This window comes from Bradyrhizobium sp. LMG 9283 (assembly GCF_045571415.1).
In the GTDB taxonomy this organism is placed as follows: Bacteria; Pseudomonadota; Alphaproteobacteria; order Rhizobiales; family Xanthobacteraceae; genus Bradyrhizobium.
In genome coordinates this window covers 5,006,403-5,021,301 of sequence record NZ_CP120691.1, presented here as the reverse complement: position 1 = coordinate 5,021,301, position 14,899 = coordinate 5,006,403, and the positions used below count along the sequence as shown (strand labels likewise).

The following is a 14,899-nucleotide window of genomic DNA, read 5'->3' as shown; positions in this document are numbered from 1 at the left end:
TCATCGCGCCGGGAAATTGAGTGCATAGTCGCGGCCGTCCACTCCTGCCGGTGGCTCGAAGGGGAAGCGCAGACTCTGGTCGAGGAAGTCATGGCTGTGCACGACGAGGTTCTCGTCGTCGATCAGCACGACGCCATAGGCCGGCGGCTCGTGGCTGGCGAGATGCTCGGTGGCCGCAGCGTCAAGCTCGAACCAGACCTGGTGGTTGGTGCCGCGCAGCGTCGAGAACGGGATCTTGCCGTAGCTGCCGAAGATCGGCCGGTGCACATGGCCGAAGAAGAGATGGCGGATGCGCGAGCGGTAGGGCGCGATCACCTCGGCGAATTCGGCGCTCTGCTTCAGCGCGATCTCGTCCATGGCGTGGACGCCGACCGGGAAGGGCGGATGGTGCATGAACATGACGAACTGCTGGTCGGCGGGCGCGGCGGCGAGCGTGCTCGCCAGCCAGCCGAGGCGCCTTTCACACATCTCGCCGGCATGGCTGGTCTCGTCCAGCGTGTCCAGGAAGACGAAGAGGCCGTGCTCGGTGGTGCGTGTGCCCTGCACGAAGCCGTTGGCATCGCGCGGCGCGGCCTTCAGCGCATCGAGGCAGGTGACGCGCTTGTCGTGATTGCCGACCATGGCGATGTAGGGAATCTTCAGCGCCGCCATCGCCTCGGCGAAGTTGGCGTAGGACTCAGCCTCGCCCCAATGGGTGAGATCGCCGGTCACCACCGTAAACGCAGCATCCGCTTGGTGCTTGTTGATGTCCGCAATCGCCGCATCCAGCCGGGCGCGCGGATCGAGGCCATAGAGCGTCAAGCCGGGATTCGCGAGATGCGTGTCGGTGAGGTGGATGAACTTGAAGGGCATGGCGCGCTTTGTCGGGACGGTTGGAGGATGGGCGCCTCCGGCAAGACGACCCTGCCAGCCCGTTAGAGCGCGTGTGTTTCAGTTTGATGACAGGAGTTCCCGTGCACGGGACGTGTCCACAACGCCCGCCGGACAGGAATGGACTAGCGCAAGGCGCAATGCATGCAGCGAGGCAATTAGAGATGGTGCGTGGTCAGGCGAGCCTTACGTCCCGCAGAACGTCTGCAACACCCGCTGGTCCGGCAGCGGCGGATCGGCGTAGGCCGCATACTCCGGCTGCTCCTCGTATGGCTTTGCCAGCACCTTCACCAGCTCTTCGAACGGCGCGTAGTCGCCGTCATTCACCGCGGCCTGGATCACGGCCTCGACGCGGTGGTTGCGCGGGATGAAGATCGGGTTGACCGCGTGCATGGCGGCTCGCCGCTCGGCTGCGGTCTGCGGCTCCAGCGCGATGCGCGCGCGCCAGCGCTTGGCCCAGTCGTCGAAGGCTGCGGGGTCCATGAACTGCGCGCGCACGTCGGCGCTCGCATCGCCTGCGGCGTCACCCAGCTTGCGGAAGGTGAGGGTGAAGTCGGCCTGGTTCTTGGCCATGGCGTCCAGCAGGTCCTGGATCAACGCGTCGTCGCCGTCGCGCTCGGTGAACAGGCCTACCTTCCGGCGCAGGCCAGCCTGATAGGCCGCGCTGAACGTTTCGGCGAAGGCACCGAGAATGTCCTGGGCTTCCGCGATCGCCTTCTCCTGCTCCTCGCCGAACAGTGGCAGCAGGCATTCGGCGAGGCGCGTCAGATTCCACAAGCCGATGCGCGGCTGGTTGGCGTAGGCGTAGCGGCCCATCTCGTCGATCGAGGAGAAGACCTGGGCAGGATTGTAGGCATCCATGAAGGCGCAGGGACCGTAATCGATGGTCTCGCCTGATATCGACGTGTTGTCGGTGTTCATCACGCCATGGATGAAGCCGACCAGCAGCCAGCGCGCGATCAGCTCTGCCTGTCGCGCAACGACGGCAGCGAGCAGGTCGTGATAGGGCCGCTCCGTATGGAGCAACTCCGGGTAATGACGCATGATGACGTGGTCGGCGAGCCGGCGGATCGCTTCGGTGTCGCGGCGCACGGCAAAGAACTGGAAGGTCCCGACACGGATATGGCTGGAGGCGACGCGCGTCAGCACCGCGCCCGGCAACGCGGTCTCGCGGATGACGTGCTCGCCGGTGACGACGGCGGCGAGCGAGCGCGTGGTCGGGATGCCGAGCGCGTAAATGGCTTCGCTGACGATGTATTCGCGCAGAACCGGTCCGAGCGCCGCGCGGCCGTCGCCGCGGCGGGAGAACGGAGTGGGACCCGAGCCCTTGAGCTGGATGTCGCGGCGGACGCCGTCCTTGTCGATGACCTCGCCGAGCAGGATGGCGCGGCCGTCGCCGAGCTGGGGCACGAAATGCCCGAACTGGTGGCCGGCATACGCCATGGCGATGGGATCGGCGCCGGCGGGAACCGTCTTGCCGGCCAGGATCTCGGCCCCTTCCGGCGTCTCCAGCACATCGGGATCGAGCCCGAGCTGCATCGCCAGCGGCCGGTTCAGCTTGATCAGCCGGGGCGCGGCCACGGGGGTCGGCGCGACGCGGGCAAAGAAGCTGTCCGGCAGCGCCGAATAGGAGTTCTGGAAGGGAAAATGGACCGTCATGGGCTCAAGATAGGGTTGGAACGCCTGATGGCAAAGGCTCGGTCTCTGATAAGCCAAAAATGGGCCCTTCGGGTCCAAAACAGGCCGTTCCCTCGGTTGCCGCCTTGGGTCTCGTCGGGTAAACCCTGCCGCAACTTCGGACCGGTCGTTTCAGGCCGTTCGATTCGCTTCCTCCGACATTGATTTTGGGACGACCATGCATCGCTACCGGTCACACACATGCGGCGCGCTCCGCGAGAGCAACATCGGCGAGACCATCCGCCTCTCGGGCTGGGTCCATCGCGTTCGCGACCATGGCGGCGTGCTGTTCATCGACCTGCGTGACCATTACGGCCTGACCCAGTGCGTGGTGGACCCGGACTCGGCGGCGTTCTCGCTCGCCGAGAAGCTGCGCTCCGAATTCGTGGTCAAGATGGATGGCAAGGTCCGCCGCCGCCCCGATGGTACCGACAATGACGACCTGCCGACCGGCAAGGTCGAGGTCTATGTGAGCGAGATCGAGGTGCTGGGCCCGGCCGGCGACCTGCCGCTGCCGGTCTTCGGCGACCAGGAATATCCTGAGGACATCAGGCTCAAATATCGCTTCCTGGATTTGCGTCGCGAAAAACTGCACCAGAACATCATGACGCGCATCGAGATCATCAAGTCGATGCGCCGACGGATGGAGGGGCAGGGCTTCTTCGAGTTCAACACCCCGATCCTGACCGCGTCCTCGCCGGAAGGCGCGCGCGACTTCCTGGTGCCATCGCGCATCCATCCCGGCAAGTTCTACGCGCTGCCGCAGGCGCCGCAGCAGTACAAGCAGCTCTTGATGATGTCGGGCTTCGACCGCTACTTCCAGATCGCGCCCTGCTTCCGCGACGAGGACCCGCGCGCCGACCGCCTGCCCGGCGAGTTCTACCAGCTCGACGTCGAGATGAGTTTTGTGACTCAGGAGGACGTCTTTGCGGCGATGGAACCCGTCATCACCGGCGTGTTCGAGGAGTTCGCGAGAGGAAAGCCGGTCACCAAGGGCTGGCGCCGCATTCCGTTCGCGGAAGCCTTGCGCAAATACGGCAGCGACAAGCCGGACCTGCGCAACCCGATCGAGATGCAGGACGTCTCCGAGCACTTCCGCGGCTCCGGCTTCAAGGTGTTCGCGCGCATGCTCGAGGATCCCAAGAACCAGGTGTGGGCGATCCCGGCCGCCGGCGGCGGCAGCCGTGCATTCTGCGACCGCATGAACTCGTGGGCGCAGGGCGAGGGCCAGCCAGGCCTCGGCTATATCATGTGGCGCGAGGGCGGCGAGGGCGCAGGCCCGCTCGCGAACAACATCGGGCCCGAGCGCACCGCTGCGATCCGCGCGCAGCTCGGCGTGAAGGAGGGCGATGCCGCCTTCTTCGTCGCCGGCGATCCCGACAAGTTCTGGAAGTTTTCAGGGCTCGCCCGCAACAAGGTCGGCGAGGAGTTGAACCTCACCGATAAGGAGCGGTTCGAACTCGCCTGGATCGTCGACTTCCCGATGTACGAGTACAACGAGGACGACAAGAAGGTCGACTTCTCGCACAACCCGTTCTCGATGCCGCAGGGCGGCCTGGAGGCGCTGAAGTCGCAGGATCCGCTGACCATCAAGGCGTTCCAGTACGACATCACCTGCAACGGCTACGAAATCGCCTCCGGCGGCATCCGCAACCACGTGCCGGAAGCCATGGTGAAGGCGTTCGAGATCGCAGGTTACGGCGAGCAGGAAGTGGTCGACCGCTTCGGCGGCATGTACCGCGCCTTCCAGTACGGCGCCCCGCCGCATGGTGGCATGGCCGCAGGCATCGACCGCATCGTGATGCTGCTCTGCGGCACCACGAATCTGCGCGAGATCTCGCTGTTCCCGATGAACCAGCAGGCCATGGACCTCCTGATGGGCGCCCCGTCGGAAGCCACGACGAAGCAGCTCCGCGAGCTGCACATCCGGGTGAACCTGCCGCAGAAGTGACGCTCTTGCGATTTCCAGTCTCGTGCCCCGGACGCAGCGCAGCGCTGCTTCAGCGGTGCGCTGCAGAGCCGGGGCCCACGTCGCGGTGAGCCGCAGGCTTTCTGGGTCCCGGCTCTGCGTCGCGTCATTTCATGCCGCGCCGCGTCCGGGACACGAGATCGAGCTACAGCCCCGTCGAGGCCTCGATCCTGAACTGCGCCAGCGCGATGATCGGTTCGTGGTCGAGGACATCGACCAGCTGAAGCACCGGCAGCTTGCCGAGTGGTGTCAGCCTGATGCTCAGCGTTTGCCCTGAGGTCTCGACGAAGCCGGCGAGTGCATCGACCGCGACCTTGGCATCGAGATTGGAGGCCGCGATCTTCTCGCCCTGCGCCCGGATCATCGCGACAATGGCGCCGCGCGCGGCGTCGCGGCTGACATTCTGCATGCGCGCGAACTGGGACACGACCAGATCGACAACGCCGCGGTCACGCAAGGAGAGCTCGATTGCGCCGGTCTCGACCTGCGCCAACTGACCCTGGCTGTGTGAAAAGTCGCGAGTCGGCTACGATTCCTCCGTTTCCTGATGGGGGATACGGATGGGACGTTTTGTTGAGGGCGCGGATAGGTCTCAGCTAACGCTCTTGCCGGAATGTCTGGAGGACTGGGTAAGCGAGGACAATGCAGTCCATGTGATCGATGTGTTCGTCGAGGCGCTCGACCTACATGGACTGGGATTTGAGCGTGTGATCGCCAAGGAGACGGGCCGGCCCTCCTATCATCCGGCAGTCCTTCTGAAGCTTTACATCTACGGCTATCTCAATCGGGTGCAATCCAGTCGCCGCCTGGAACGTGAGGCGTGCCGCAATGTCGAGGTGATGTGGCTGATCGGCCGCCTGGCTCCCGATCACAAGACGATCGCCGATTTCCGGAAGGACAATGGCGCGGCGATCCGGAAGGTTTGCGCGAAGTTCGTTGCGCTATGCCGGCAAATGGGCCTGTTGCAGACCCCAAGCATCGCAATCGACGGCAGCAAGTTCAAGGCGGTGAACAACCGCGACCGCAACTTTACGCATGCCAAGATGGCGAGGCGGATGGCGCAAATCGAGGAAAGCGTCGGTCGATATCTGCGTCAACTCGATAGCGCCGATCGGCAGGAGCCATCGGAAGCGATCAGCATCAAGACGACGAGGATCAAGGAAAAGATTGCTCGGTTGAAACAGGAGATGAGCCGGCTGGAAGTGCTTGATGCGCAGATGCGCAACACGCCGGATCAACAGATATCGCTCACCGATCCGGATGCTCGTTCGATGGCCACCAGCGGACGCGGATCGGGTGTCGTCGGCTACAATGTCCAGGTCGCGGTCGACACTGAACATCATCTGATTGTTACGCACGAGGTCATAAACGTCGGCAACGACCGTGGGCAGCTTGCTCGGATGTCGAAGCAAGCCAAAGAAGTGCTCGAAGTGGACAAACTCGAGGCGGTCGCCGACCGTGGTTACTTCGACGGAGAGGAGATATTGGCCTGCGAAGAGGCTGGCGTTGCCGTCACCTTGCCCAAGCCCATGACGTCGAACGCCAAGGCGGAGGGCCGGTTCGGCAAACAGGACTTCGCCTACCTGCCTGATGAGGATGTCTACCGCTGCCCATCCGGCCAGCTGCTGCCGTATCACTTCACCAACATTGAGCATGGAATGGCGCTGCGCCGTTACTGGTCGACGGCGGCATGCCAAGGCTGTGCGATCAAGAGCCAATGTACGCCGTCCAAGGAGCGCCGGATCACGCGCTGGCAGCATGAGCATGTTGTCGAGGAGGTCCAGAGACGGCTCGATTCCAATCCCGGCGCCATGCGGACGCGACGTGAGACAGTCGAGCATCCCTTCGGCACGATCAAGGCCCGTATGGGTGCGACCCACTTCCTGATGAAGCGCCTACGGAATGTCGCCGCTGAGATGGCGCTGCATGTTCTCGCCTATAACCTCACACGGGTGATGAACATCGTCGGCAAACCAAGCCTGATTGCAGCCATCCGCGCCGCCTGAAGGCCGGAAAGCGCGTCCAAAGCCGCAATACCCCGACGCGGTACTCCCTTTGGCCCGGTCATTGACGATCCGAGCCGACGACATCGGCCGACTGCAATGATTGGCGGCAACGGCCGCGCCCGACCTGTGCGTTTGCACACAACCAAGACCCATAGCCTCCAACGGGTCCGTCGTGGTGAAGAGGTCGCGCGGCACCTTGGCAAGGGCCACGCTCAGCTGCGCCCTAGCGAGGTTGCCGAGATCGAGCGTGGCGGGTGCGAGCGCGAATGCGCCTGACGCTTCCGTCCAGGCAGCGCCGAGATCGAGGTCGATCGCGAGCTTGTCCACGCCTGCCACGATCAGCGGCTGCAGCGCCGGATTGGCGGGATCGGTCGGCGTGACCATCTTCACGACCAGGCTGGCCTTGCTCGGGATCGATCCCACCAGCTGGCCCCAGTTCAGGCTGATCGTGTCGACGGTCACGGGCTGCCGTGCGTTGTTATGGGGCGCAACCACGCCCTTGATCTCGGCGCCTTCGAGCACGTGGAACAGGCGCAGCATCTCTTCCGGCGACGGCGGCTGCCCGTGCTTGCTGAGGCTCGCTGCCCACCGCATCAGGTTTGCGGCGCTGAACGATTTCAGCGCGAAGCGCTCCATCTTGAACTGCCCCTGCGGAGACGGCGTGTCGACACCTTCGACCGCGAATTCGCCGTCGTGATATCTGATCGCCTTGATCCTGGTCGTTCCTTGTGGGAGGCTCATCGACGTCGTGCCGATCTCGATCCGACCAATGCGAAGACCTTCATAGAATCCGGCGAGCTTCTCCATCATCTCGCGCGATTGCGCGGCGGTCGCGACGACCGACCGGTCCGTCGGCATGAGTGCAACGATCTCAGCGGGCCGGAATTTGGAGGGCTGCACCGCGATGTCCTCGAAACTGATCCCGTCGATCTCCATCCGCATGCCCTGGATCGATTTGAGCACATAGCGACCGGCCGAGATCCGCCGGTAGACGCGGTGATAGCTGTCGTCGCCGGTCTTGTGTGGATCGAGCGCCGCGGCAATCGCGGTCGCATCGAAATCGTTGATGATCATGTTGGAGAGGTCGCCGGTCAGCTTGTCCTGCTTGCCCGGCTGCGGCACGTCAATGGTGAAGACGGCGCGGTCGGCCTTCATCGCCTCAACCTTGCCGCGCTCGAGATTCTGGATCGCCAGACCGGAATAGGTGATCTCGCCGCTTCCAGCGGCGCTGCCGCTCGCGTCGAAGGTCATCGTCAGCGTCGGAGCCGTGACTGACGATGCCGTGATGCTTGCGTACTGTTCGAGCACATAGCGATAAATGTCGATCAGGGAGCCGCCCGTCGGCGGATTGCCGCCGCGAATGGGGCCGGCATAGTCGCGCAGAGTGAGCTGCGGGATCTTGTAGGATGCCTTCAGCTTCGCGGCGCCGGCCTGGTCCAGGGCGACTTCGAAACCGCCGACGTCGATACTTTCGGCCGAGAAGCTGGTATCGTCGATCAGGCGAACGCCGGTGCCCTTGATGCCGGCGATCTTGACCTGCGCTTGCGGCTGGCCGGCGGGTGTGATTGCGATGTCCTCGATCGTCAGGGTGCGCGTGGGCAGATCGAACCCGATCTTGCCGTAGCTCGCCTTGCCGCCGCCGGAGCGCATCTGCTCGAAAGCCGCCTCGACCTCGGCGGTAGCGCGATGCTGGACATAGAGGTTCAAGCCAAACCATCCGCCCGCGCCGAGCACGGCTGCGACCATCAGGCCGATCAGGATTCGCTTCATTCCCAGCTCCAGTTGCCTGTTTTACACCGCACAACCTGCCATATTCGCGAAACGCCGCGCGGTCCAGGGAAAGCTATGGTTTTCAAATGTTTGACTGAGCGCGCTGTTGATGGGGACGCAATCGGATGTTGCCACCAAGGCACCCGGCGTGCTTCATCCCGTTTCCATGACCCGGAAATACCGTTCCGCTTGGGCGGCAGCTCCGGACGATGCATTTTGAGGCCGGTAACGCGAGGCGAGACACCGCATGTCGTCCTATTCTGATGATCTCCACCAGGCGGCGCTGGCCTACCATCGTCTGCCGCGCCCCGGAAAGCTCGAGATCCAGGCAAGCAAGCCGCTTGCCAACCAGCGCGACCTCGCGCTGGCCTATTCCCCGGGCGTCGCCGCGGCCTGCACCGAGATCGCCAAGAACCCGGCCGAGGCCGCCACGCTGACCACCCGCGCCAATCTGGTCGCCGTGGTCTCCAACGGCACCGCGGTGCTCGGCCTCGGCAACATCGGCCCATTGGCCTCCAAGCCGGTGATGGAAGGCAAGGCGGTCCTGTTCAAGAAATTCGCCGGCATCGACGTGTTCGACATCGAGATCGCCGCCGATACCATCGACCGCGTGGTCGAGACCGTGGCCGCGCTCGAGCCGACCTTCGGCGGCATCAATCTTGAGGATATCCGCGGACCGGAGTGCTTCGAGATCGAGGCGCGCTTGAAGGAGCGCATGAAGATCCCGGTGTTCCATGACGACCAGCACGGCACTGCCATCATCGTTGCCGCCGCCATCGTCAATGGCCTCAGGCTCAATGGCAAGAAGCTGTCCGAGGTCAAGATCGTGGCATCGGGGGCAGGAGCTGCCGCGATCGCGACGCTGAACCTCTTGGTGTCGATGGGCGCGCAGCGCAAGAACATCTGGGTCTGTGACATCGATGGTCTCGTGCATGAGGGCCGCAACACCTCGATGGACCGCTGGAAGGCGGTCTATGCGCAGAAGACCGACAAGCGCACGCTCGCCGACGTCATCGGCGGCGCCGACATCTTCATCGGGCTCTCGGCACCCGGCGTGCTCAAGCCCGAGATGGCCAAGGCGATGGCCGACAAGCCGCTGATCATGGCGCTCGCCAATCCCGTGCCGGAGATCATGCCGGAAGAGGCGCGAAAAGCGCGCCCCGACGCCATGATCTGCACCGGCCGCTCCGACTACCCGAACCAGGTCAACAACGTCCTCTGCTTTCCCTTCATCTTCCGCGGCGCGCTCGACGTCGGCGCCACCGCCATCAACGAGGAGATGAAGCACGCCGCCGTCGAGGCGATCGCGCAGCTCGCGCGCGAAGCGCCGTCGGATGCAGTCGCGCAGGGTTTTGACACCGGCGAGACGCAGGGCTTCGGTCCGGGCTCGCTGATCCCGAGTCCCTTTGATCCTCGGTTGATTCTCCGCATCGCGCCGGCCGTGGCGAAGGCGGCGATGGAATCGGGCGTGGCGACCCGTCCCATCACCAATTTCGACGAATACAGAGCGCTGCTCGAGCGCTTCGCCTTCCGCTCCGGCCTCGTCATGAAGCCGATGTTCGCCAAGGCCAAGACCCAGCCGGTCCGCGTGATCTACGCCGAAGGCGAGGACGAGCGCGTGCTGCGCGCGACCCAAGTGGTGCTCGAGGAGAAGCTGGCGCGGCCGATCCTGGTTGGCCGCCCCTCGGTGGTCGAGGCGCGCATCAAGCGCTTCGGCCTGTCGATCAAGGCCGGCAAGGATTTCGACCTGGTCAATCCCGAGGACGATCCGCGCTACCGCTCCTACGTGCAGTCCTATGTCGAGGTCGCCGGCCGTCGCGGCGTGACGCCGGATGCGGCGCGCACGGTGGTGCGCACCAACAACACTGTTATCGCGGCGCTTGCGGTGGTGCGCGGCGAGGCCGACGCCATGCTCTGCGGCGTCGAGGGCCGCTACATGAGCCATCTGCGCCATGTGCGCGAGATCGTCGGCTTCTCGCCGGGGATCAGCGATTACGCCGCGCTGGCGCTGCTGATCACCAGCAAGGGCGCCTTCTTCATTGCCGATACGCAAGTGCGGCCCAATCCGAGTGCGGAGGAACTGGCCGAGATCGCGGCACTGGCGGCGCTGCATGTGCAGCGCTTCACCCTGAAGCCGAAGGTCGCTTTCATCTCGCATTCCGATTTCGGCAGCTACGATACGGACTCCTCGCGCAAGATGCGCCGGGCGACCCAACTCCTGAAAGACAAGCATCCGGAGATCGAGGCCGACGGCGAGATGCAGGGCGACACCGCGCTCTCGGCTGCGGCCCGCAAGCTCGTGCTGCCGCACTCCAAGCTCGAGGGGGAGGCCAACATCCTGATCATGCCGAACCTCGACACCGCCAACGTGGCCTATCAGATGATCAAGGCGCTGGCGGACGCACTTCCCGTCGGCCCGATTCTGATCGGCCCGGCGCGCCCGGCCCACATCCTGACGCCGGGCGTCACCGCGCGCGGCATCCTCAATATGACGGCGGTTGCGGTCGTGGAAGCCCAGGAGCGCGCCGCGCGGCAGCAGCCGACGTTGTTTACGTAGCTGCTTCGCCCCCTCAAGGTGTTTTGGGGCGCTCGCTCCGCAAACTCGTCATGCCCGGGCTTGTCCCGGGCATCCACGTTTTTCGTCCCGCGAGGCAAGTCGTGAATGGCCGGGTCAAGCCCGGCCATGACGCCGAGGGCGTTGCGGCCGATCGCGCCGCTCTCGGTTCGATTCCGCTAGGGAGCGCCAACCGAATAGCGCGCCGCCAGCTTTGAATTCCACGCAGTTCTCCATTTCCCCGTTTGAAAAGCGCAAGCGGACTCTTCATAATCCCCTCAAGCGTTCCGTGCGGTAGCGCTTTGCCAAGAGGCCGATCATGCCAGCGTTCGTGACTTTCGGGCGAATCCTGTTCGCGGTGCTGTTCATCTACACGGGCGCAACCAAGCTTTTTGCCATCCAGGCGACCGCCGACGTCATCGCCACCAAGCTCGTGGTGCCTGATGTCATCGCGCCCTATGCCAAGCAGGTCGAGACGGCGACGGCCATGACGACGCCGCAGCTCATGGCGATCGCGATCGGCGGGCTCGAGATCATCGCAGGGCTGATGATCGCGCTGAATTTCGGTGCGCGCTTCTTCGCGATGCTGCTAACCATCTACGTCGCGGTCGCGACCGTCCTGTTCTACGATTTCTGGAACCAGACCCCGCCGGACAACGCCAAGATGCTGGTCGACGCGCTCAAGAACCTGTCGATCATCGGCGCGCTCTGCATGATCATCGGCTACGGCCGCACCACGCGCCCGGCCGAGGCGGCCTACGGCGACGTGTAGCGATCAATCCGCTCTCGGGGGCGCGATCTCGCGCATCCAGCGGGAAATCGTCGCGCTGCTTGCTCCATCCGTGCCTCGCTGTACACCAAGCAATCCGGCCTCGCGCGCGGCGCGGGGCTGCCCGCGACGCCGTCATAGCCACCCCTGAGATAGAGCTGGAGGATGATGTGGTCGACGCCGCTGCGCGCGATCGTTTCAGCCGTCCGGCGGAATCGCTGGCCGCTGGCACGGCTCAGCCCGATCAGCGCCGGCCCCATGGCATAGGAGCTGATGTCGGCGCGGAACGGGCCCGGCTCATCGGCGGCGAGCTCGTCGACCTCGAACAGCGTGGCGACAGCCTCCCGCCAGGCGGCGATGTTCGCATCCGTCTCCATCTGATCGGCGGTGAAGCCGAAGGCCGGTAGCAAGGATGATATCGGGGCTGCATCGCCTGTCAGTCCGGAGGCGCCCGTCGGACCTGTCGTCGTACCGTCGTCGGTCATGGTGGTCGTGGTCGCGTCTTGATCGTCGTTAAGGAGCGGGGAAGGGCGGCGCCGGGCCAATTCATACCCGGCTGTAGGTTGATATCCGGCGAAGGAAAATGGTTCGTTCGTGTACCAATCCGGTCGGCCGCGGGGCGGCAGCCGCGATCCGAAGCCGTCCAGTCTTGCGCTTTTGTCTCAGTCTATTGATGCGGTGTTTCTGAATGGCCGGCTCGTATTGACGCCGCGCCGCGGACGCTGGCTATAGCGTCATCACCGCCGTCGGGGCCGATTATTGGGTCTCGGCAAATATGCTAGTCGGCTTTGCGCTGGCCGGCGGCGGGACAAATTTTAGCTTTCTAAATCAGCAAGATACGAAATGGTATTGAATTGCCGGTTCTTTGCATGGGTTGTTTTTGCAGTTTTGAATCGGAGCCCCCGGTGTGAGCGACGTCGGCAATGCCGGGAGGCTAACCCGGCCGCCACGGGGTCACGGTCACCTCATGCGCCGCGTCGAGCAGGTACGGCGCGCCCGGCTTCATCCCATGCGAAGCCAGCACCTCGTGAGGCGTCCGCTGGGGCACGCCGACAAAACAGCCTTCACCGCCGGGCAGCCGCACATGCGGAGCCTCCGACAGCCAGAACGTGTCGTATCGGTCCATGAACATGTCGAACACGACCGGCCCGCCGATGATGGCGATCGTGCCGGAGGCGACATCCGCGAAGGCGCAGGCCGCCTCGAAGCTCGCGTGCTGCGGATTCCACAGCGTCGCGTTCGGCATCTCCGGATCGACGGTGAGATCCCTGATCTTGCGGGTCAGGATCAGCCGCTTGCGCTTCGGCGAATTCGGCTGCTGCTCGTGCGAGTGCCGGCCATGCACGATCAGCGCGGCGCGCTCGAGCGCCTGCTCGAAGAACAGCTTGTCGCCTTCGAACTTCAGGCTGTCGGGCATGACGTGATCGGCGTCGGCCAGCATGCCGTCCGCTGACACGATGACGTAGCCCTCGATACGGAAAGACAACGGCCTTCTATTCGGAAACGGTCGTCACTACGGAATTGACCGGGCGCTGGCTCACCGTCGGCAGCTTGATGTCCTTGAGCAGCTCCTGGTCGTATTCCGGCAGCGTCGAGGCCGGGAATTTGGCGCGCATCGCCACCACCTTGTAGCCGCCGGCCTTCAGCCGCTTGAGCAGCTCGGGCAACGCCTCCGCAGTGTGCTTCTGGAAGTCGTGCATCAGGATGATGCCCTTGCCCTTGGTCTCGAGCTTCTTCATCACGGTCTCGATCACCTTCTCGGGCTTGGAGGCCTTGAAGTCGAAGGAGTCGATGTCGCAGGAGAAGATCGCCATGTTGCGGTTGCCGAGATAGGTGACCATCTCTGGCGGATGTTGCAGCGCCGGGAAGCGGAAGAACGGCGAGGGCGAGATGCCGCCGAGCGCCCATTTCACCGCGGAAAGGCCCTTCTCGATCTCTTCCTTGCGCTGCGCGTCCGTGAGCTTCTTGTTGTTCAGATTGGCGTGCGACCAAGTATGGCTGCCCACCGTGTGGCCGGCGGCGTAGACCTGCTTGAGAATCTCCGGCTCATAGGTCGCGTGCTTGCCGATCGAGAAGAAGATGCCTGTGGTGCATTCGTCGGCGAGCGCCTTCAGCACGGCAGGCGTGTTCTTCGGCCAGGGGCCATCGTCGAAGGTCAGCACCACCTCGTGGTCGCGCAGGAAGTCGAGCTCCTTGAAATGCTCGAAGCCGAAGCCGGGGCCGCCCGTGGTGTCGATCTCGACGGTGCGGGCGACGCCGAGGGCGCCTGGGGTGTTGCAGGCCGCGCGCGCCGGCTGCGGCGCCTGTTTCGGCGGGGGCGGATTGACGAAACCCGCTGGAGCCGCGGCCGTTGCTGCAGGCGCCGGAGCCGCAGCGGGCGTTGCGGCCGCTGGCGTCGCCGCCGGTGCGGCTTGCGTCGCGGCTGCGGGCTTCGCGGCCGGTGTCTGCGACCATGCTGCGCCGGTCAACGCAACCGACAACGCGCTTGCTAAAATCAGTCCTGCCGCCACACGCATGGTGTTGTCCTCGAGATTGATCCCGTTGTTCCACCGCGGCTTTTCGCCTGCGGCAAAAACCGTCCTGCCCCAAACGATCCTAGCCTAGATGGTGGGCCCTCGCCATTGCAACGGCTGTTTGACGCCTCGCCATAATTGTGCCCAGCCGGATGGGCGCGCCCCGCGTCAACTATCGGCCAGCGCCTTGGCAATCGCCGTTTTGATCCGCGTGTCGGCCGGTTCGACTGCGGAGGGAAAGACCTCGGCGATATAGCCGTCGCGGCCGATCAGGTATTTGTGGAAGTTCCAGCGCGGAACTTCCTTTGGTCGGGCTTCAGCGGCCCATTTGTAGAAGGGGTGCGCCTTTGCTCCGACCACGACGGCCTTGGCCGTAACCGGGAACGTAACACCATATTGGTGATGTGCGGTCTGCGTGATCTCGCTCGCGCCGCCGGGCTCCTGGCCACCGAAATCGTTGGAGGGTACGCCGATCACGGTAAGCCCGCGCTCGCGAAACTCGTTCCAGATCTCCTGCAGGCCGGCATATTGCGGAGTGTAGCCACAGAGCGAGGCGGTGTTCACCACCAGCAGCGGTTTGCCGGTGAACGCGGCGAGGCGGATGTCGTCGCCTGACAATGCGGGGAAGGAGAAGGCGTAGGCCGAGATCCGGCTCATGCCACCATCAGCGAGGGCGCGCGTTACCGGCGCGAGCGTGCCGCCGAGCGCCGCGATGAGCATGGTCCTGCGGTTCATCATGACGGCGTCCCCCGAAATGACCCGAAAGGCATG

General features: G+C 64.3%; 11 protein-coding genes and 1 pseudogene. 4 read left to right on the top strand and 8 right to left on the bottom strand.

Annotated features, from left to right (window positions below; genetic code table 11):
• On the bottom strand, window positions 1-852 hold the full coding sequence (locus tag P6U29_RS23770; RefSeq protein ID WP_407112545.1) for a phosphodiesterase: 852 nt from the start codon (window positions 850-852) through the stop codon (window positions 1-3).
• Window positions 853-1,056: 204 nt separating this feature from the next.
• A complete protein-coding gene (locus P6U29_RS23765; protein WP_407112544.1) occupies window positions 1,057-2,529 on the bottom strand; it encodes a protein adenylyltransferase SelO in 1,473 nt (490 codons plus the stop codon).
• A gap of 196 nt (window positions 2,530-2,725) precedes the next feature.
• On the opposite strand from P6U29_RS23765, the gene aspS reads away from it, so the two are divergent.
• Window positions 2,726-4,498: an aspartate--tRNA ligase gene (gene aspS / locus P6U29_RS23760; RefSeq protein WP_407112543.1), complete on the top strand. Its 1,773-nt coding sequence runs from the start codon at window positions 2,726-2,728 to the stop codon at window positions 4,496-4,498.
• Window positions 4,499-4,661: 163 nt separating this feature from the next.
• Here aspS and P6U29_RS23755 read toward each other — a convergent pair whose 3' ends face one another.
• The gene (locus P6U29_RS23755) at window positions 4,662-5,009 is read right to left on the bottom strand and encodes a hypothetical protein (protein WP_407112542.1); all 348 of its coding nucleotides are present in this window, start codon (window positions 5,007-5,009) and stop codon (window positions 4,662-4,664) included.
• 67 nt (window positions 5,010-5,076) lie between these two features.
• Between P6U29_RS23755 and P6U29_RS23750 the strand changes: the two genes are divergently transcribed.
• On the top strand, window positions 5,077-6,522 hold the full coding sequence (locus P6U29_RS23750) for an IS1182 family transposase (protein ID WP_407112541.1): 1,446 nt from the start codon (window positions 5,077-5,079) through the stop codon (window positions 6,520-6,522).
• Here the strand turns inward: P6U29_RS23750 and P6U29_RS23745 are convergent.
• Entirely contained in the window at window positions 6,412-8,292 is a 1,881-nt protein-coding gene (locus P6U29_RS23745; protein WP_407112540.1) for a hypothetical protein, read from the bottom strand. The two genes, P6U29_RS23750 and P6U29_RS23745, sit on opposite strands and share 111 nt — an antisense overlap.
• A gap of 247 nt (window positions 8,293-8,539) precedes the next feature.
• On the opposite strand from P6U29_RS23745, the gene P6U29_RS23740 reads away from it, so the two are divergent.
• Window positions 8,540-10,849 carry an NADP-dependent malic enzyme gene (locus P6U29_RS23740; protein ID WP_407112539.1) on the top strand — a complete coding sequence of 770 codons (2,310 nt, stop codon included), beginning with the start codon at window positions 8,540-8,542 and terminating at the stop codon, window positions 10,847-10,849.
• A 316-nt stretch (window positions 10,850-11,165) separates the two neighbouring features.
• A complete protein-coding gene (locus P6U29_RS23735; RefSeq protein ID WP_407112538.1) occupies window positions 11,166-11,618 on the top strand; it encodes a DoxX family membrane protein in 453 nt (150 codons plus the stop codon).
• Window positions 11,619-11,734: 116 nt separating this feature from the next.
• Here the strand turns inward: P6U29_RS23735 and P6U29_RS23730 are convergent.
• The 4 genes and pseudogenes from P6U29_RS23730 to P6U29_RS23715 form a co-directional block, all read right to left on the bottom strand.
• A pseudogene (locus tag P6U29_RS23730) lies at window positions 11,735-12,100 on the bottom strand (AraC family transcriptional regulator); the annotation flags it as partial.
• A 449-nt stretch (window positions 12,101-12,549) separates the two neighbouring features.
• Window positions 12,550-13,101: a dihydrofolate reductase gene (locus P6U29_RS23725; RefSeq protein WP_407112537.1), complete on the bottom strand. Its 552-nt coding sequence runs from the start codon at window positions 13,099-13,101 to the stop codon at window positions 12,550-12,552.
• A 7-nt stretch (window positions 13,102-13,108) separates the two neighbouring features.
• The gene (locus P6U29_RS23720; protein ID WP_407112536.1) at window positions 13,109-14,131 is read right to left on the bottom strand and encodes a polysaccharide deacetylase family protein; all 1,023 of its coding nucleotides are present in this window, start codon (window positions 14,129-14,131) and stop codon (window positions 13,109-13,111) included.
• Between the two features lie 165 nt (window positions 14,132-14,296).
• A complete protein-coding gene (locus P6U29_RS23715; RefSeq protein ID WP_407112535.1) occupies window positions 14,297-14,866 on the bottom strand; it encodes a glutathione peroxidase in 570 nt (189 codons plus the stop codon).
• Window positions 14,867-14,899: the final 33 nt, after the last annotated feature.